General features: G+C 63.9%; 13 protein-coding genes and 1 tRNA gene. 7 read left to right on the top strand and 7 right to left on the bottom strand.

Annotation, left to right across the window (positions count from 1 at the left end; genetic code table 11):
* Positions 1 to 90 precede the first annotated feature (90 nt).
* Both putA and NCR93_RS13505 read left to right on the top strand, forming a co-directional pair.
* Positions 91 to 4017, top strand: coding sequence for a trifunctional transcriptional regulator/proline dehydrogenase/L-glutamate gamma-semialdehyde dehydrogenase (gene putA, locus NCR93_RS13510; protein ID WP_250532245.1), 3927 nt, complete (start codon positions 91 to 93; stop codon positions 4015 to 4017).
* Positions 4018 to 4129: 112 nt separating this feature from the next.
* The gene (locus NCR93_RS13505) at positions 4130 to 5275 is read left to right on the top strand and encodes a branched-chain amino acid ABC transporter substrate-binding protein (RefSeq protein ID WP_008352495.1); all 1146 of its coding nucleotides are present in this window, start codon (positions 4130 to 4132) and stop codon (positions 5273 to 5275) included.
* A 61-nt stretch (positions 5276 to 5336) separates the two neighbouring features.
* Here NCR93_RS13505 and NCR93_RS13500 read toward each other — a convergent pair whose 3' ends face one another.
* From NCR93_RS13500 to NCR93_RS13485, 4 genes are all read right to left on the bottom strand, one after another.
* Positions 5337 to 6239 (bottom strand): NYN domain-containing protein, encoded by a 903-nt coding sequence (locus NCR93_RS13500; protein ID WP_250532244.1) that lies wholly within the window; start codon positions 6237 to 6239, stop codon positions 5337 to 5339.
* 127 nt (positions 6240 to 6366) lie between these two features.
* Positions 6367 to 6882, bottom strand: a complete 516-nt coding sequence (locus tag NCR93_RS13495) for a cytochrome b/b6 domain-containing protein (RefSeq protein WP_250457094.1) — start codon at positions 6880 to 6882, stop codon at positions 6367 to 6369.
* A gap of 10 nt (positions 6883 to 6892) precedes the next feature.
* The gene (locus tag NCR93_RS13490; protein ID WP_008352500.1) at positions 6893 to 7156 is read right to left on the bottom strand and encodes a PepSY domain-containing protein; all 264 of its coding nucleotides are present in this window, start codon (positions 7154 to 7156) and stop codon (positions 6893 to 6895) included.
* 78 nt (positions 7157 to 7234) lie between these two features.
* Positions 7235 to 8926: a thiamine pyrophosphate-binding protein gene (locus NCR93_RS13485; protein WP_250532243.1), complete on the bottom strand. Its 1692-nt coding sequence runs from the start codon at positions 8924 to 8926 to the stop codon at positions 7235 to 7237.
* A gap of 296 nt (positions 8927 to 9222) precedes the next feature.
* On the opposite strand from NCR93_RS13485, the gene flhF reads away from it, so the two are divergent.
* Genes flhF through NCR93_RS13470 form a run of 3 tightly spaced genes read left to right on the top strand, consistent with a single transcriptional unit; the run spans position 9223 to position 12655 of the window.
* On the top strand, positions 9223 to 10995 hold the full coding sequence (flhF, locus tag NCR93_RS13480) for a flagellar biosynthesis GTPase FlhF (RefSeq protein ID WP_250532242.1): 1773 nt from the start codon (positions 9223 to 9225) through the stop codon (positions 10993 to 10995).
* Positions 10988 to 11905, top strand: a complete 918-nt coding sequence (locus NCR93_RS13475) for a MinD/ParA family ATP-binding protein (protein WP_008352506.1) — start codon at positions 10988 to 10990, stop codon at positions 11903 to 11905. Before flhF ends, NCR93_RS13475 begins: the two co-directional genes overlap by 8 nt.
* A gap of 18 nt (positions 11906 to 11923) precedes the next feature.
* Positions 11924 to 12655 (top strand): RNA polymerase sigma factor FliA, encoded by a 732-nt coding sequence (locus NCR93_RS13470; RefSeq protein WP_008352509.1) that lies wholly within the window; start codon positions 11924 to 11926, stop codon positions 12653 to 12655.
* A gap of 6 nt (positions 12656 to 12661) precedes the next feature.
* Here the strand turns inward: NCR93_RS13470 and NCR93_RS13465 are convergent, their stop codons facing one another.
* Positions 12662 to 13756, bottom strand: a complete 1095-nt coding sequence (locus NCR93_RS13465; protein WP_008352510.1) for a GGDEF domain-containing protein — start codon at positions 13754 to 13756, stop codon at positions 12662 to 12664.
* Between the two features lie 212 nt (positions 13757 to 13968).
* Here NCR93_RS13465 and NCR93_RS13460 point away from each other — a divergent pair, with 212 nt between their 5' ends.
* Positions 13969 to 14958, top strand: coding sequence for a Rieske 2Fe-2S domain-containing protein (locus tag NCR93_RS13460; RefSeq protein ID WP_239295431.1), 990 nt, complete (start codon positions 13969 to 13971; stop codon positions 14956 to 14958).
* A 33-nt stretch (positions 14959 to 14991) separates the two neighbouring features.
* Here the strand turns inward: NCR93_RS13460 and NCR93_RS13455 are convergent.
* Positions 14992 to 15067: transfer RNA gene (locus NCR93_RS13455), tRNA-Arg, on the bottom strand.
* 312 nt (positions 15068 to 15379) lie between these two features.
* On the opposite strand from NCR93_RS13455, the gene NCR93_RS13450 reads away from it, so the two are divergent.
* Positions 15380 to 16267 (top strand): c-type cytochrome, encoded by an 888-nt coding sequence (locus tag NCR93_RS13450; protein WP_239295432.1) that lies wholly within the window; start codon positions 15380 to 15382, stop codon positions 16265 to 16267.
* A 66-nt stretch (positions 16268 to 16333) separates the two neighbouring features.
* On the opposite strand, the gene NCR93_RS13445 is transcribed toward NCR93_RS13450, so the two are convergent.
* Positions 16334 to 18421, bottom strand: a complete 2088-nt coding sequence (locus NCR93_RS13445; RefSeq protein ID WP_008352515.1) for a UvrD-helicase domain-containing protein — start codon at positions 18419 to 18421, stop codon at positions 16334 to 16336.
* Positions 18422 to 18467: the final 46 nt, after the last annotated feature.

Raw genomic sequence — 18467 nt, 5'->3', positions numbered from 1 at the left:
TCTCGGTTGCACCTTTTAAATCAGCGGGGTACGATTCGCCAACTTTTCAGGTCTCTGGCCGGCTGAGCACGACCGGCAAACGAAGGAAATATGGCGAGCACAACCCTAGGCGTCAAAGTCGACGATCTGCTGCGTTCCCGGCTCAAAGATGCCGCGACGCGCCTCGAACGCACTCCCCACTGGCTTATCAAGCAGGCGATCTTCGCTTATCTGGAGCGCATCGAGCATGGCCAGCTTCCGCCCGAACTGACGGGTGCGAACGGCTCGTCGGAAATGGCGGATGCACCTTCCGTCGATGGCGACGAAGACGGCGCGCCGCATCCGTTCCTCGATTTCGCGCAGAACGTGCAGCCGCAATCGGTGCTGCGCGCGGCGATCACGGCGGCGTATCGCCGGCCGGAGCCGGAGTGCGTGCCGTTCCTGATCGGTCAGGCGCGACTGCCTTCGAACGTCGCGGCCGAAACCGAAAAGCTCGCGACGAAGCTCGTCGAAGCGCTGCGCGCGAAAAGCTCGGGCGGCGGCGTCGAAGGTTTGATCCACGAATTCTCGCTGTCGAGCCAGGAAGGCGTCGCGCTGATGTGCCTCGCCGAAGCGCTCCTGCGCATTCCCGACCGCGCCACGCGCGACGCGCTGATTCGCGACAAGATCAGCAAGGGCGACTGGAAATCGCACATGGGCCAGGCGCCGTCGCTGTTCGTGAACGCGGCGACGTGGGGTTTGATGATCACCGGCAAGCTCGTCACGACGAACAGCGAAGCGGGCTTGTCGTCGGCGCTGACGCGTCTGATCGGCAAGGGCGGCGAGCCGCTGATCCGCAAGGGCGTCGACATGGCGATGCGCCTGATGGGCGAGCAGTTCGTCACCGGCGAGACGATTTCCGAAGCGCTCGCGAACAGCCGCAAGTACGAAGCGCGCGGGTTCCGCTACTCGTACGACATGCTCGGCGAGGCCGCGACGACGGAAGAAGACGCGCAGCGCTACTACGCGTCCTACGAGCAGGCGATCCACGCGATCGGCAAGGCGGCGGGCGGGCGAGGCATCTACGAAGGCCCGGGCATTTCGATCAAGCTCTCCGCGCTGCATCCGCGTTATTCGCGCTCGCAGCAGGAACGCACGATGAACGAGCTGCTGCCGCGCGTGCGCTCGCTCGCGCAACTGGCGCGCCGTTATGACATCGGCCTGAACATCGACGCCGAGGAAGCCGATCGTCTCGAAATCTCGCTCGATCTGCTCGAAGCGCTCTGTTTCGATCCGGAGCTCGCGGGCTGGAACGGCATCGGTTTCGTGGTGCAGGGTTATCAGAAGCGCTGCCCGTTCGTGATCGACTATCTGATCGATCTCGCGCGCCGCAGCCGTCATCGCCTGATGATTCGCCTCGTGAAGGGCGCGTACTGGGACACGGAAATCAAGCGCGCGCAAGTCGATGGACTCGAGGGCTATCCGGTCTATACGCGCAAGATCTACACGGACATCTCGTATCTCGCGTGCGCGAAGAAGCTGCTCGGCGCGCCGGATGCCGTCTATCCGCAATTCGCGACGCACAACGCGTTCACGCTCTCCGCGATCTATCACCTCGCCGGACAGAACTACTATCCCGGCCAGTACGAGTTCCAGTGCCTGCACGGCATGGGCGAGCCGCTCTACGAAGAAGTCACGGGCCGCGACAAGCTGAACCGTCCGTGCCGCGTGTATGCGCCGGTCGGCACGCACGAAACGCTGCTCGCGTATCTCGTGCGCCGTCTGCTGGAAAACGGCGCGAACACGTCGTTCGTGAACCGCATCGCCGATGAATCGATTCCGGTGAAGGAACTCGTGCGCGATCCGATCGACGAAGCGCAGGCGATCACGCCCCTCGGCGCGCCGCACGCGAAGATTCCGCTGCCGCGTCAGCTTTACGGCAACGAGCGCTCCAATTCGATGGGCCTCGATCTGTCGAACGAGCATCGGCTGGCTTCGCTGTCGTCGGCGTTGCTGGCGAGCGCGCATCATCCGTGGCGCGCGGAACCGATGCTCGAAGGCGGTGACATCGGCAACGGCGTCGCGCGCGATGTGCGCAATCCGTCGGATTTGCGCGATCTCGTCGGCACGGTCGTGGAAGCGTCGCCGGAACAGGTGAGCGCCGCGATCGCCAACGCGGTCGCCGCCGCGCCGATCTGGCAGGCGACGCCCGTCGAAGACCGCGCCGATTGCCTCGCGCGCGCCGCCGATCTGCTCGAAGCGCAAATGCACACGCTGATGGGCCTCGTCGTGCGCGAAGCGGGCAAGTCGCTGCCGAACGCGATCGCGGAGATTCGCGAAGCCATCGATTTCCTGCGCTACTACGCGTCGCAGATTCGCGCCGAGTTTTCGAACGATACGCATCGCCCGCTCGGTCCGGTCGTGTGTATCAGCCCGTGGAACTTCCCGCTCGCGATCTTCATGGGCCAGGTCGCCGCTGCGTTGGCCGCGGGCAACCCGGTGCTCGCGAAGCCCGCTGAACAGACGCCGCTGATCGCCGCGCAAGCCGTTCGCCTCCTGCGCGAAGCGGGCGTGCCGGCGGGCGCGGTGCAACTGCTGCCGGGCAATGGCGAGACGGTCGGCGCGGCGCTCGTCGCCGATCCGCGCACGCGCGCCGTCATGTTCACCGGTTCGACGGAAGTCGCGCGCCTCATCAACAAGACGCTGTCCGAGCGCCTCGATCCGGATGGCCGCCCAATTCCGCTGATCGCCGAAACCGGCGGCCAGAACGCGATGATCGTCGATTCGTCGGCGCTCGCGGAGCAGGTCGTCGCGGACGTGCTGCAGTCGTCGTTCGATTCGGCTGGCCAGCGCTGCTCGGCGCTGCGCGTGCTGTGCCTGCAGGACGACGTCGCGGATCGCACGCTCGAGATGCTGACCGGCGCGATGAGCCAGCTCGCGGTCGGCAATCCGGATCGTCTGTCGACGGATGTCGGTCCCGTCATCGACGCCGACGCGAAACGCGGCATCGACGCGCATATCGCCGGGATGCGCGACAAGGGCCGCAACGTCACGCAACTGCCGCTGCCCGACACCTGCGCGCAAGGCACGTTCGTGCCGCCGACGCTGATCGAGCTCGATAGCATCGACGAACTCAAGCGCGAAGTATTCGGCCCGGTGCTGCATGTGGTGCGTTATCGCCGTTCGAACCTTGATAAACTCCTCGACCAAATTCGCTCGACGGGTTATGGCCTCACGCTCGGCATCCATACGCGTATCGACGAAACCATCGCGCACGTGATCTCGCGGGCGCATGTCGGCAACATCTATGTGAACCGCAATGTGATCGGCGCCGTGGTCGGCGTGCAGCCGTTCGGCGGCGAAGGGCTGTCGGGCACGGGTCCGAAGGCGGGCGGCGCGCTGTATCTGCAGCGTCTGCTCGCGAAGCGCCCGACCGGTCTGCCGAAATCGCTGGCGAGCACGCTCGTCGTCGATCAGGTGGCGTCGAAGGACACGCCGACGGCCGCGCTCACCGCATTGCGCGACTGGGCGATCGGCGAACGCGATCCGCAGACGGCCGCGCGTTGCGACGGTTATCTGCAGCATGTGATGGCGGGCGCGACGGCCGTGTTGAGCGGACCGACCGGCGAACGCAACACGTACACGCTCGGCGCGCGCGGCACGGTGCTGTGCGTGGCGGCGACGGCGAGCGGCGCGCGCGCGCAACTGGCCGCCGTGCTGGCGACGGGCAACAAGGCGTTGTTCTCCGGCTCGGCGGGCGAGCAACTGGCGGCGTCGTTGCCTTCTGCGCTCAAGCCGTTCGCGATGGTCAGGAAAGCGGCGGAAGACTTCGACGCCGTCTTGTTCGAAGGCGACAGCGATGAACTGCTGTCGCTCGTGAAGGAAGTCGCGAAGCGTCCGGGACCGATCGTATCGGTGCAGGGCGTGGCTGCGGGAGCGTTCGCCGACGCTGGCCACGACGGTGAAGACTACGCGCTCGAACGTCTGCTGACGGAACGCTCGGTGAGCGTGAACACGGCGGCGGCGGGTGGCAATGCGAATTTGATGACGATCGGTTGAGACACCCCTCGAACGCTCGGTTCAAACGAATTCAAACAATCGGCAGCAGGCACGGCGTAACGGAGACACGCGCGGCACAGGCTGCCATCCACACTGGAACACAGGAGAAGCTATGAAGCACACGATGACCAAGCTGGCGGCAGCCATGACGCTCGCCGGCCTGTTCGCGGGGACCGCAGCTGCACAGCAGGCAGAAGACGTGAAGGTTGGCTACGCCGGCCCGCTGACAGGTGCGCAGGCGCACTACGGCAAGGACATGCAGAACGGCATCACGCTCGCCGTCGAAGACTTCAACGCCACGAAGCCGGTGATCGGCGGCAAGCCGGTTCGCATCGTGCTGAACTCGGCGGACGACCAGGCCGACCCGCGCACGGGCACGACCGTGGCGCAACGCCTCGTCGACGATGGCATCAAGGGCATGCTCGGCCACTTCAATTCGGGCACGACGATCCCGGCATCGCGCATCTACGCGAACGCGGGCATCCCCGAAATCGCGATGGCGACGGCGCCCGAGTACACGACGCAAGGCTTCAAGACCGCCTTCCGCATGATGACCTCCGACACGCAGCAAGGCTCGGTCGCGGGCGAGTTCGCGGTGAAGACGCTGAAGGTCAAGAAGATCGCGATCGTCGATGACCGCACGGCGTACGGCCAGGGTCTTGCCGACCAGTTCGAGAAGGCGGCGAAGGCGGCGGGCGGCACGATCGTCGACCGTGAATTCACGAACGACAAGGCTGTCGACTTCAAGGCGATTCTGACGAAGATCAAGTCGACGAATCCGGACCTCGTGTACTACGGCGGCGCGGATTCGCAAGCCGGCCCGATGGTCAAGCAGATGAAGACGCTCGGCTTCCGCGCGCCGCTGATGGCGGGCGAAATGGTGAAGACCGACACGTTCCTGAAGATCGCGGGCGACGCGGCTGACGGCACGGTGGCATCGCTCGCCGGCCTGCCGATGGACGAAATGCCGGGCGGCGCGGACTACTCGGCGAAGTACAAGAAGCGCTTCAACGAAGACGTGCAGACGTACTCGCCGTATGCCTACGACGGGGCGATGGCCATGTTCACCGCGATGAAGGCTGCGAACTCGACGGATCCGGCAAAGTACCTGCCGTTCCTCGCGAAGACCGACATGCAGGGCGTGACGGCGAAGCACCTGTCGTACGACTCGAAGGGCGATTTGAAGAACGGCGGGATTACGCTCTATAAGGTCGTCGGCGGGAAGTGGACGACGTTGCAGAGCGTGGGCGGGAAGTAAGGGCTTGTCGCAGTGTTCGAACGGCCCGGTCGCGAAAGCGGCTGGGCCGTTTTGTTTTCTTCTAGCTGCTGACCGTTCGAACCTTTCTCGCGAACAGACCTTTCTGTCCCATGCCCTCGAGATAGCTCACTTCCATGCCTACCTCGAGTTCATCGGAATCCGCGTCGGACAGTGCGGAGTAGTAAAAGTAGAGTCTCTTGAGGCCGTGTTCCGGCCTGATGTAGCCATATTTTTCCGTCAGACTTTCAATTGTTCCCATCTTCCGGTCGGCCTTTGGCGTACCGGAATTAGGTTGTCGGTCGCGGCGTCGTTGGAACAGGTCGCTCAAGACATCGCGCTCGTCTCCTCGCGTCTCATCCATCTTGTCGATGACTTCGGACATCGAGATGCGATAGCTCACTTCCTTTAGCAACATTGTGCTTGGTCGTTCAGGCTTGGCGTCGCCATTACTGACTGACTGCGTGAAGGTCCAGGTGACGATCATGACGCGGATTCCCAGAGTCTTGAGTTTGCGGACCAGTGGGACATAGTCGCTGTCGCTTGCAATCAACACGACGACGTCAAAGTGCTTGTGGATCGAAAGGTCGAAGGCTTCGAGCGCAAGCCATACGTCGATCCCTTTTTCCTTTCCGGCGAAGTTCATCGGCAGATAATGCGCAGTGACATTCTCGCGCATCAACATGTCATCAACGACGCGATCGTAGTAGAACGCATCACCGCCTTTCTCTTTGCTCTTTTGCGCCGAGAAGCGTCCCCTGAAATAATGAGCGTCGATTACTTGACAGTTGCCAATGTCGACAGCTTCCTCGTCGGCAACCTTATAGCGGATGTACTCATGCAGCCCGGGAATCGAAATCCAGGCCTTCTTCTCATGCTGATGGTTGTAGTACTTGCTGACGCGATCGAAATAATTGCCATCGTAAAAAACGCCGATCTTGGTCAGTTGCCTCGCTGCGTGAGACATCGTGCAGTCGCTCCTTTATCGTTTATCGAGGTCGGCTCTCTGAATCGAGAACGTGGATCCGATTATCCGAAGCTGCCAGATGTCTTCGATAGTGCAGGATGCTGAATTTAAGTTGCCCAGAAGCAGTTCAGTCGGACGCTTTCTTGATTCGCTTATTCCCCGTCACCATCGCCCGAACCAAATTCTCCCGCGTCCACACGCTCATCAGCACGGCCGCGGCGACGTGCACGCAGACACAAACCTCGACCGCGATGGCGAGCCACGCATGAATCTCCTGCGGCCAGTCCTCGCCCCAGAACGCATCGAGCCGCATGATCCACCCGGACAGCGCGAGCGCGAGAATCAGGAACCAAAGAAAGAGCGCCATCAACCCGCCAAGCGGATTGTGCGAAACGTGATGGATCGGCCTGGCCCTGGCAAGCGACCTCAGATAGTCGACGAGATGCGAGCGCGTCGGCCACCACGCCGAAAACCGCGCATGACGCGAGCCGACGAAACCCCAAACGATACGCGCAACGACAAGCCCGGCCGCGACATACCCGAGCACGCGATGCGTGGAATCCGTCGGTCCGAACAGATTCCACAAGACGATGCCCGCGACGGCCCAATGCGTCAGCCGGACGAAGCCGTCCCAGACTTTCACGGCGCGAGCGTCACTCGACTTCCGACTTCACGACCGCCAGCGTCTTCGTGTCGTAATAGATCTCTACCTTCTTGCCGTTCTTGTCGTGACCGTAGATTTCGTAGCAGTTGCCATCGACCTTGAACTTGCGGATCTTGTAGCCTTGCGCTTCAAGCTGCGCCTTGGCATCCGATTCCTTCATCCATTCGCTCTTCGGATGCGCCGTGCAATCCGCCTTCGCGAATGCCGCACCCGAAAAGCCCAACGCCAACGACAAAGCCAGAACCTTAAGCATCGCTAACTCCCGGTGTTTTCGAACTGGCTACTCTACTGCCACCGGAAGCGCGCTGCAAGCAGCTTGAAAGTTTGTCCGCTAGCGCTTGCCTTGCTGGCGAATTTGTTCGAGTGTCGCGCCCGGCGTGCTCTGGTCCCGCGGAATGCGAATCTCGATCACCGCGGGCAAGCCGGATTCCCGCGCGCGCTCGAACGCGGGCATGAACTGCTCCGTCGATTCGACCAGCTCGCCATGCGCGCCGAACGCGCGCGCATACGCCGCGAAATCCGGATTCGTGAGCTCCGTCCCGTGCACGCGATTCGGATAATGCCGCTCCTGATGCATGCGGATCGTGCCGTACTGCGCGTTGTTCACGACGATGAAAATCACCGGCAGCCGATACTGCATCGCCGTCGCGAGTTCGTTGCTCGACATCATGAAGCAGCCGTCGCCCGCAAACGCGATCACCGTGCGGTCCGGATACAGCGACTTCGCGGCGATCGCGGCGGGCACGCCGTAGCCCATCGCACCGCTCGTCGGCGCGCACTGCGACCGGAAATGCCGATACGAATAATGCCGATGCAGCCACGTCGCGTAATTGCCCGCGCCGTTCGTCAGGATCGAATCGGCGGGAATCGTCTCGGCGAGCTGACGCATGATTTCGCCGAGCTGCACATCGCCCAACATCGGGCGCGGCTTGCGCCACTCGAGATACGCGGCGTGCGCGGCTTCGGCGCTGCCATCCCATGCAACGCTGGCGGGCGCTTCCAGCGAAGCCAGAAGAGACGCGATCTCCGGCATGCCCGACACGATGGGCAATTCCGCGCTATACACGCGCCCGAGTTCCTCCGCGCCCTGATGCACGTGGATGAGCGTCTGCTTCGTCTTCGGGATATCGAGCAGCGTGTAGCCGCCCGTCGTCGATTCGCCCATGCGCGGGCCGAGCACGAAGAGCACGTCGGCATCGCGCACGCGCGCGGCGAGCGCCGGATTGATCCCGAGGCCGACATCGCCCGCGTAGTTCGGATGGTCGTTGGAGAGCGTGTCCTGAAAGCGGAACGCGCAGCCGACCGGCAGTTTCCACGCTTCCACGAAGCGCGCGAAGTCCTGCGTCGCCTCGGCGGTCCAGCCGCTTCCGCCCGCGATCACGAACGGCTTCTTCGCGTTCGCGAGCAGTTCGCGCAGGCGCTCCATCTGCGCCTTCGACGGCGACGCCGCCACGCGCTGATATCGCGGCGCGGGCGGCACGGCATCGACGGTTTCGGTCAGCATGTCTTCCGGCAGCGCGAGCACGACCGGACCCGGACGGCCGGACATCGCCGTGTGAAACGCGTGGCTCATGTATTCAGGCACGCGGCGCGGATCGTCGATCTGCGCGACCCACTTCGCCATCTGCCCGAACATCCGCCGATAGTCGATTTCCTGAAACGCCTCGCGATCCATGTGATCGCGAGCGCATTGGCCGATGAGCAGGATCATCGGCGTCGAGTCCTGAAACGCGGTGTGCACGCCGATCGACGCGTGCGTCGCGCCCGGCCCGCGCGTCACGATCGCGACGCCCGGCTTGCCGGTGAGCTTGCCGACCGCCTCGGCCATGTTCGCCGCGCCCGCCTCGTGGCGGCAGACGATCGTCTGAATCTGCTCGGTCTCGTCGTGCAGGGAATCGAGCACGGCGAGAAAGCTCTCGCCGGGCACGCAGAACACGCGCTCGACGCCGTGATGGACGAGCGCATCGACGAGCATTCGCGCGCCGGTGGTTTGATCCTGTGAGGAAGGGACAGCGGACGTCATGCGAAGAAGTCTCCTTTGATTGTCCGGCGCGGCTTCGATGCGCGCGGAGCCTAAAGCTTACGCCGCCGCGCCCGCGCGCGGAAACGGGCGAAGCGGAATCTTTTTCCGGGCAAACGCCCGCCCTTGCGATGCACGGCGCGCTTCCATCAGCCGAAATACCCCTTTTTCTCACCCCTTATCCAGCGATGGACAAAGACTCAAGTTCGCAATAATGGCTTCACTGAAAAGCGGACACGCCAACGAGCCAAGTGGGTCCGCTTGCTAAAGATCGCAGTTTCACCTCATCGGGGGCAAGTTTGAACATTCGTAAATTCATCGGCGCGAACAGCCGCGACGCACTGCGCCAGGTTCGTGAAGCGCTCGGCCCCGATGCCATCGTGTTGTCCAATCGCACGCTCGATGACGGCTCGGTCGAGATCGTCGGCGTCGCGGACAGCGACATCGCGTCGATCTCGCCCGCCGCGAAGGAACAGGCAGCACGTTCGGCGGGCACGTCGCGCGCCGCGCTGGCCGCCGCTGCAGCCGCGATGCCGGCGAAGCAGCCGGCCGCGAATCCGTACGCGAGCGGCGATGTGTTCTCGTCCGTCTTCGGCGCGAACACCGATGCGGACGATGAATTTCACGCCGAGCCGGAAGCTGGCGCAGAAGACGACACGCCGCCGACGATGGCCGATTCCAATCCGTGGCTGATCGAGCATGCGAAGCGCATCGCGCAGCAGGCGTCGATGCCGTCGAACCGTCCGCTGACCGCGTCGGCTGCGATCGCACGCGGCATGGGCGTGCCGGTCCCGGTGACTGCGCAAGAGACGCGCGTCGAAAAGACGGCGGACTCGGCCCGCTACGCCATGCGTCAGCAAACGAAGCGCGCGGAAGCCGCCGTCGAGCCGAAGGTCCAAACGCCCGACTGGGCACGCGAAGCCGCGCAAATCGCCGCGCGCCGCGCCGCGCAGAAGATCAACGCGAGCGCGCCGCACGCCGAAGCAGCCGAGGCGAACGCCGCGCCGGCATCGAAGGAACACGCATTCGATGGCTTGCCCGCGAACGCGGCGGCCGTCGTCACCGAAGCGATCCGCACGCGCATGGAGCAGGTCGTCAACGAAACGGTGATGAACGAGCTTTCGTCGATGCGCTCGATGATGGAAGAGCACTTCTCCGGTCTCATGTGGGGCGAGCGCCAGCGCCGCAACCCGACGGGCGGCGCGCTCACGAAGCGTTTGTTCGCCGCCGGTTTCTCGGCGCAGCTCGTCCGCATGATGGTGGACAACATGCCGGAACTCGAGAGCGTCGAAGGCGCGCTCGAGTGGGTGCAGCAGGTGCTCGAATCGAACATTCCGGTGATGGACAGCGAAGACGCGCTGATGGAACGCGGCGGCGTGTTCGCACTGATGGGCCCGACTGGCGTCGGCAAGACGACCACGACGGCCAAGCTCGCCGCGCGCTGCGTGATGCGCTTCGGCGCAAGCAAGGTCGCGCTGCTCACGACCGACAGCTACCGTATCGGCGCGCACGAGCAACTGCGCATTTTCGGCAAGATTCTCGGTGTGTCGGTTCACGCGGTGAAAGACGGCGCGGACCTGCAACTCGCGCTTTCGGAACTCCGCAACAAACATATCGTGCTGATCGACACGATCGGCATGAGCCAGCGCGATCGCATGGTCTCGGATCAGATCGCGATGCTGTGCGGCGCGGGTCATCCGGTGCAGCGCATCCTGCTGCTCAACGCGACGAGCCACGGCGACACGCTCAACGAAGTCGTGCAGGCCTACAAGAGCGCGGCGGACCAGCCGCCGCTCGCGGGCTGCATCCTGACCAAGCTCGACGAAGCGACGAATCTCGGCGGCGTGCTCGATACGGTCATCCGCTACAAGCTGCCGGTGCATTACGTGTCGACCGGTCAGAAAGTGCCGGAGAACCTGTACGTCGCGACCAAGCGGTTTCTCATCAAGAGCGCGTTCTGCATCCCGCGCGACAACTCGCCCTTCGTGCCGCAAGACGAAGAAACGCCTGCGCTGCTGTCCGCGTTGTCCGCGCGCGCCACGACCGAACTGCATGAGGTGCACTTTGGATAAGTTCGTGCTCGACCAGGCGGAAGGCCTGCGACGGCTCCTTACGCGCGCCGGTTCGCGCGTGGTGGCGGTCGCGGGCGGACCGGCGGGCATCGGATGCACGTCGGCGGTGGTGAATCTCGGCGCGGCGCTTTCCATCCACGGCAAGGACGTGCTCGTGATCGACGAGCACCGCAACGCGGGATCGGTGAGCCGTCTCGTGGGCACCGAAGACGCGGGCGCGCTCGCCTCGGTGATGTCGGGCCGGCGCATGCTCGGCGATGCCGTCGAGCGCACGCCGTTCGGCTTCTCGCTGATGGCCGCGCCGCGCGACGAACGCATCGTTCACGATGCCGCGCAATGCCGCGCGCTGCTCGACGGTCCGGCGGACATCGTGCTGATCGATGCGCAACTCGATCGCCACGGCGCGCTGTCGACGCTCGCGGCGCAGGCGCATGACTTTCTTATTGTGACGCGGGTAGCCGCGTCGGCGATCACCGAGGCGTATGCGTGCATGAAACGACTGCACTACGCCCATGCGATCGGCCAGTTCCGCGTGCTCGTCAATCACGTGCAGAACCCGGCCGACGCGGCGGTCGCGTTCGACAACCTGTCGGGCGTCGCGAGCCGGTATCTGGCCGTGTCGCTCGTGCAGGCGGGATATGTGTCCGAGGATGCGCGCGTCGCTCGGGCGATGGAACTCTCACGCTGCGCAGTCGAAGCGTTCCCGGCCACGGCCGCGGCGCGCGACTACCGCGCAATCGCGGCGGAGCTCCTGCACTGGCCGATGCGCCCCGCGCCTTATATGCGCGATGCGGGCGGCCAGGCCGACGCGCGAAATCCGGTTAGCGACTCTGTACAGGGCGCGCGGGAGGCGTCGCATCGTGCGGCTGCGCTTCACGACTTTGCATTGAGCAGCACGGCGTCGATGTGATCAAGATAGGTGACCAAGATGTATAACGCCCAAGGCAAACTCTCACAGTCGGAAGTGCTGACGAAATACGCACCGCTCGTTCGACGGCTGGGGCTTCAACTCGTCGCCAAGATGCCGGCGAGCGTCGATCTCGACGATCTCATTCAGGCCGGCATGATCGGCCTGCTGGACGCGGCGAGCCGCTACAAGGAAGATCAGGGCGCGCAGTTCGAAACATATGCGAGCCAGCGCATCCGCGGCGCGATGCTGGATGAGCTCCGCGCGAACGACTGGCTGCCGCGCAGCATGCGCAAGACGTCGCGCGAAGTGGAATCGGCGGTGCACAAGGTCGAGCAGAACCTCGGCCGCGCGGCGAGCGAGCAGGAAATCGCCGAGCACATGAAGATGCCGCTCGACGAATATCAGTCGATGCTTCAGGACTTGCACGGCAGCCAGCTGATCTATTACGAAGACTTCGATCGCTCCGCCGACGACGAGCCGTTCCTCGACCGCTATTGCGTCGATCGTTCGGATCCGCTGTCCGCGCTGCTCGACGACAGCCTTCGCGGCGCGCTGATCGAAGCCATCGACAAGCTGCCCGAGCGCGAGAAGCTCCTGATGAGCCTCTATTACGAACGCGGCCTGAACCTGCGCGAAATCGGCGCGGTGATGGAAGTGAGCGAGTCGCGCGTGTGTCAGTTGCACAGCCAAGCGGTCGCGCGTCTGCGCACGAAGCTGCGCGAGCAGGCGTGGACGAGCGTCGAGGCCTGACGTTCCCTAGCTGATCTCGAAGTCCCGCGTCTCGGCGAAGACCGTTTTCCCTTCGCCGAGACTTTTCGCGCGGTACATCGCGCGGTCGGCGGCGCGCAGCACGGCGGTCATGCCGGTTTGATGCGCGGACGCCGCGCTCGAAAGCAGGCATGCGCCGATGCTCGCCGATACCGACACCGGCCGCTCCTGCACCGACGTAATTTCGCCGAGCGCCGAATGGATGTTGTCGGCCACCGACAACACGGCGTCGCGGTCGCGCATCTGATGCGCGAGCACGACGAACTCGTCGCCGCCCAGACGCGCGATGGTGTCCGACTTGCGCATGCGCTTCGCGAGCGAGTCCGCGAAGGCTTGCAGCAGCAGATCGCCGACGGCGTGACCGTAGGTATCGTTCACTTCCTTGAAGCCGTCGAGATCGATCAGAAGGAGCGCGGTGGCGTGATCGCCATTGGCTTCGGGCGCGTTCATCGCGCGATCGACGACTCTTTCCAGCGCGTACCGGTTCGACAGACCCGTGAGCGGATCGGTCGATGCCTGACGCGCTAGATCGCGATTCGCGTTGCCGAGCCGATCGACGAGCACGCTCAGATACACCGATGCGCCGAGTACGCTCAGCGCGAGCCCGATCGCGGCGGGAAGATTCTCGTGCCACCACGGCTGCCAGACGGCCATCGCCGTGACGATGATGAGCGCCGTCGCGCACGATACGGCGAGCGTGCGCTTGCCGTATCGGCATCCCGAACCGATCAGAAACCAGAACATCACCCAGAGAAGCGGCAGCGCCGTTGCGCCGCCCGCGGCGAGCGCGAGCCCGAGGATCGTCTGATCGGCGATGGTCGTGACGGTCAGGCGCGCAACAGAAGGCGCGCTCATGCGGCTGACGATCAGAAGCGTGATCGCCCCATAAGACACATAGAGCGCGACGAGGCGCGTGGTCAGGAAGGCATCGTGTGAAGGGCGGAGCCACGCGAAAACGCCGTAAGCCAGAAGAACCACCGCTCCCATCCAGACCCGCAGCGTGGCCTGCTCGCGTTCCGGATTCCGGTGTTCGGACCATGCGAAGGCATAAGTCCGGCGTGCCGGTTGATGCGCCTGCTCCATACTGAACCCCTGGATGGTGATTTCTTTCTTTTATCTTGCTGCCAAGTACTGCGGCCCCGTCGCATGGCATCGGCTGAATGGAGTGGTATCGAGTTGCACCGAGCGAGCGATCCGCTATTTTGCAACGTTTTGCGAAGACGCTGTGTTTCGTGTAAGAACAGCTTAAGAACGTCCATTTCTCATTCACGGCGATGCGCGACGAATCCATTTCTTTGGCTGCCGAATGGCTGCCCGTTTGCAATAGCGAAGACGTACCGGAAGGCGGCGCGCGCGGATTCATCGTGGCCGATGAGCGGATCGTCGTGTGGCGGGACAGCATCGGCGCGGCGCATGCGTGGCGCGATTACTGTCCGCATCGGGGCGCGCAGTTGTCGCTCGGGCATGTGATGCGCGATCAGATCGTGTGTCCGTATCACGGCTGGAGTTACGACATCGAAGGACAGTGTTTGCGGATTCCGTCGAATCCTTCATTGCGTCCGTCGAAGCGCGCGTGCGCGACGACTTTCGTTTGCGAAGAGAAGTACGGCCTTATCTGGATGTGTTTCGGCGAGCCTGCGTATGCGCTCGATTTCTTTCCCGAAGCCGCGATTCCCGGTGGCCGGCGCATCAATCTCGCGCCGCAGACGGTGAGGTCGTCGGCGCCGCGCGTCGTCGAGAATTTTCTGGACATGGCGCATTTCTCGTTCGTGCATGCGGGGATTCTGGGCGAGGACACGCATACGGAAGTGCCCGATTACGAAGTCGTCGCGAGCGATGAAGGTCTGGAAGCGCGGCAATGCCGATACTGGCAACCGGCGGGAATGCCGGGGCAGGGCGGCGGCGCGATGATCGATTATGTGTATCGCGTGAAGCGGCCTTTGATCGCGAAGCTGACGAAGATGGCGTCGGGCGGGCAGGGCGCGCTGCATATCATGCTGGCGGCGTCGCCGGTGACGCAGACAGAGACGCGCGCGTGGCTCGTCTCGATTCACGAGGATGATTCGACGCATTCCGATCGCGAGCTATACGACTTCAATATGGAGATTTTGATGCAGGACACGCCGGTGGTGGAGTCGCAATGGCCGCAGCGCTTGCCGCTCGATCTCGATGCGGAGTTGCATCAGAAGTGCGATCGGATGGCGGTGGCTTATAGGAGGTGGTTGGCGGGGATGGGGTTTGGTTGGGGGACGACGACGGCGAATCGCGACGGCGGACTCGAGTAGTTTCGACTGCGACGGCTGTCGAGTGGAAACGCTTGGCGCGCCCGGCTGGGATCGAACCAGCAACCCCTGCCTTCGGAGGGCAGTACTCTATCCATTGAGCTACGGGCGCATCGGAGAAGGGCTTGCGGAAGAACTACACACGCCGTAAGACGGCTGCAAGGCCCATGCGAATCCGAGAGGATACCTGTTTTCCGTGACGCCGTCCATTGTGCGGGACCGGACGCCCTGCGCGGAACGAGTCACAAAGCATCACACGATTCGGGTAAACGCCCGCTTCGCCGCCCCGGCCACCCCGCGCCGACAGTTAAGCGTTCCGTCTATAATCGACCGTGCCTTTCCCCAAGGCGCGCCTAGCGCACTGCCGTAGCTGTCACGCTGTCACTGAACCGACTCACACCAAAAAACGGGAGACGAGACAAGCATGAGCGAAGCACCCCACGGAGCCCCGATCAAGACACCCGGCCAACTCATCGCCGCGGTCATCGCGGGATTCGGCATCCCGGTCGCCATCATCATCCTGCTCGCGGTGTACGTGAACAATTCCACGCGCACCGGCGCCGGCACGGACATCGAGCAGTCGGTCAACGCGCGCATCGCGCCCGCCGCACAAGTCGATGTCCGCGACGCCAACGCGCCGCGCGTCTACAAGTCCGGCGAGGAAGTCTTCAAGGCCGTGTGCTCGGCCTGTCACGCGACAGGCACCGCCGGCGCGCCCAAGTTCGGCGATGCCGGCGCATGGGCCCCGCGCATCGGCGAAGGTTACGACACGCTGCTGCACAACGCGCTCAACGGCAAGGGCGGCATGCCCGCGCGCGGCGGCACCAGCCCCGACGATTACTCCGACTTCGAAATCGCGCGCGCGGTCGTCTATATGGCGAACGGCAGCGGCGGCAAGCTCGCGGAACCGGCGCAACCGGCATCGGGCGCCGCGGCTGCATCGAGCGCGGCAGCGCCCACCGCAGCCAGTTCGAACGAAAATGCTCAGGCCGCCGCAGCGGTCGCGGCGCTCGCATCGGTGCCGGCGGTTGCATCGGCGGCGCCGGCCGCGGGCGCGCAAAGCGCCGACGCCGCTCAGGCGGGCAAGGCGCTCTACGAGCAGGTCTGTCAGGCGTGTCACGCGGCGGGCGTGCTCGGTGCGCCGAAGTTCGGCGACAAGGCCGCGTGGGCGCCGCGCCTGAAAGAGCCGATGGACACCGTCTACAACTACGCGCTGCACGGCAAGGGCGCGATGCCGCCAAAGGGCGGATCGAACGCATCGGATGCAGATGTGAAAGCCGCCGTCGATTACATGGCGAACGCGGCGAAGTAAGCGAAAAAAACCCCGCGCGAGCGCTCGGCGCGAGCGGGGTTTTTCATCAGCAAGACGGCAAACCGTTCACGTCTTCTGCAACATCGCCTTGAGCATCGCCATGCGATCTTTCGGCGACAAAGGCGCTTCTTCGGCCGTCGGCGGCGGCGCATCGTCGAGCAGCATCTCGGGGATGAACCGCGACGGCTCGCACACCACCGTCTCCCGCGCGCGCTTTCTCTTCTTGCACCAGTTCAGATGCAGACTGCGCTGCGCCCGCGTGATCGCGACATACATCAGCCGGCGCTCTTCCTCGATGCGCGAATCGTCGACGGGCGCGTCGTCGTCCGAACTGCCGCGATGCGGCATGATGCCTTCCTCGACGCCCACCAGAAAGACGTGTGGATACTCCAGCCCCTTCGACGCATGCACCGTCGACAGGCGCACTGCATCCGGGTCTTCTTCCTTGCCTTCGAGCATCGACATCAGCGCGACGGTCTGGATCAGGCCGAGCAGGTTCTTGCCTTCATCGGCGAAACCGTCGGCGGTGTCGAAACCGGTCTGCTCCGCGCCCGGCGCGGCTTCCGGCTTCGTGCCCTTGCGCTTCAGCCATTCGAGAAATTCGAGCACGTTCTGCCATTTCGACTGCGCCTGGCGCTCGTCGTACGCGTCATAGAGATACGACTCGTAGTGGATGGCTTCCATCATGTCGTCGAGAACTTCGGTCGCGGGATCGCGCGCGGCGCGGTCCGACAGACGCCGGATCCATTCGCAGAACGTGCGCAGCGGCTCGACCTGCCGCGCCGACAGACGCGCCTCGATGCCGCCCATGAACACCGCCTCGAACAGCGACACCTTCGCCGCGCCCGCGAATGCGCCGAGCGCTTCGAGCGTCGTGTTGCCGACACCGCGTCGCGGCGTGGTGATCGCGCGGATGAAAGCGGGATCGTCGTCGGGATTGGCGATCAGCCGCAGATACGCGATCAGATCCTTGATCTCGGCCTTGTCGAAGAACGATTGCCCGCCCGAGAGCACATAAGGAATGCGCTCGCGCCGCAACACCTGTTCGAAGATGCGCGCCTGAAAGTTGCCGCGATAGAGAATCGCGTAATCGCGAAACTGCGTGCGCCGCTCGAACTTGTGCGCCGACAAGCGAAACACGACGGATTCCGCCTCGTGCTCTTCGTCGTTGCAGCCGGTGACGGTGATCGTGTCGCCCATGCCGTGCTCGGACCAGAGCTTCTTCTCGAACAGCTTCGGATTGTTCGCGATGACGTTGTTCGCCGCCGTCAGAATGCGCACCGTCGAGCGATAGTTCTGCTCCAGCTTGATGACATGCAGCTTCGGGAAATCCTTGCCGAGCTGCGCGAGATTTTCGATGGTCGCGCCGCGCCAGCCGTAGATCGCCTGGTCATCGTCGCCGACGGCCGTGAATGCGGCGCGCGGACCGGCCAGCAGCTTCACGAGTTCATACTGGCACGCGTTCGTGTCCTGATATTCGTCGATCAGCAGATAGCGCAGGCGGTTCTGCCACTTGTCGCGCACCTGCTCGTTCTCCGCGAAAAGCTGCGCGGGACGCAGGATCAGATCGTCGAAATCGAGCGCCTGATACGCGTGCAGCGTCGCGGCGTAACTCCGATAGACGATCGCCGCCTGATGCTCGTCCTCGTTGCTCGCGAGCACGGACGCCTGATCGGGCGAAACCATCGCGTTCTTCCACAGCGAGATGATCGACTGGATCTTGCGGATCAAGCCTTTGTCCGTCGTGCCGAGCTGTTCCTGAACCATGCCGAAGCAATCGTCGGAATCCATGATCGAGAACTGCGGCTTGAGTCCGACGTGTTCCGCTTCCTGCCGCATGATCTGCACGCCGAGCGAGTGGAACGTGCAAATCGTCAACTGATTGACGGGAATCTTGCGGCCTTCCTTGCCGGGCGTCGTGAGCGTCTTGCCTTCGAGGAGCTTGGCCGTGCGCTCCCGCATTTCGAGCGCGGCCTTGTTCGTGAAGGTGAGCGCGGCGATGTGCTTCGGCTCGAAGCCGCGCCCTTCGATCAGATGCGCGATTTTCTGCGTGATGACGCGCGTCTTGCCGCTGCCCGCGCCGGCGAGCACGAGACAGGGACCATCGAGATAGCGCACGGCTTCGCTTTGCGCGGCGTTCAGACCAGCGGACATCGTTTTGGCTTTGGAGTTTGGGCGCGCCTGGCTGTGACTTGCGCGC

The organism is Caballeronia sp. ATUFL_F1_KS39 (assembly GCF_023630985.1).
In the GTDB taxonomy this organism is placed as follows: Bacteria; Pseudomonadota; Gammaproteobacteria; order Burkholderiales; family Burkholderiaceae; genus Caballeronia; species Caballeronia zhejiangensis.
The sequence above is the reverse complement of the archived record's forward strand: the minus strand, read 5'-3'. Positions and strand labels throughout refer to the sequence as shown.

What these genes read in the sequence shown, in the direction of transcription:
- putA (WP_250532245.1), top strand. Translation starts at nt 91, where the DNA reads ATGGCGAGCACAACCCTAGGCGTCAAAGTCGACGATCTGCTGCGTTCC.
- NCR93_RS13505 (WP_008352495.1), top strand. Translation starts at nt 4,130, where the DNA reads ATGAAGCACACGATGACCAAGCTGGCGGCAGCCATGACGCTCGCCGGC.
- NCR93_RS13500 (WP_250532244.1), bottom strand. Translation starts at nt 6,239, where the DNA reads ATGTCTCACGCAGCGAGGCAACTGACCAAGATCGGCGTTTTTTACGAT.
- NCR93_RS13490 (WP_008352500.1), bottom strand. Translation starts at nt 7,156, where the DNA reads ATGCTTAAGGTTCTGGCTTTGTCGTTGGCGTTGGGCTTTTCGGGTGCG.
- NCR93_RS13485 (WP_250532243.1), bottom strand. Translation starts at nt 8,926, where the DNA reads ATGACGTCCGCTGTCCCTTCCTCACAGGATCAAACCACCGGCGCGCGA.
- NCR93_RS13470 (WP_008352509.1), top strand. Translation starts at nt 11,924, where the DNA reads ATGTATAACGCCCAAGGCAAACTCTCACAGTCGGAAGTGCTGACGAAA.
- NCR93_RS13465 (WP_008352510.1), bottom strand. Translation starts at nt 13,756, where the DNA reads ATGGAGCAGGCGCATCAACCGGCACGCCGGACTTATGCCTTCGCATGG.
- NCR93_RS13450 (WP_239295432.1), top strand. Translation starts at nt 15,380, where the DNA reads ATGAGCGAAGCACCCCACGGAGCCCCGATCAAGACACCCGGCCAACTC.
- NCR93_RS13445 (WP_008352515.1), bottom strand. Translation starts at nt 18,421, where the DNA reads ATGTCCGCTGGTCTGAACGCCGCGCAAAGCGAAGCCGTGCGCTATCTC.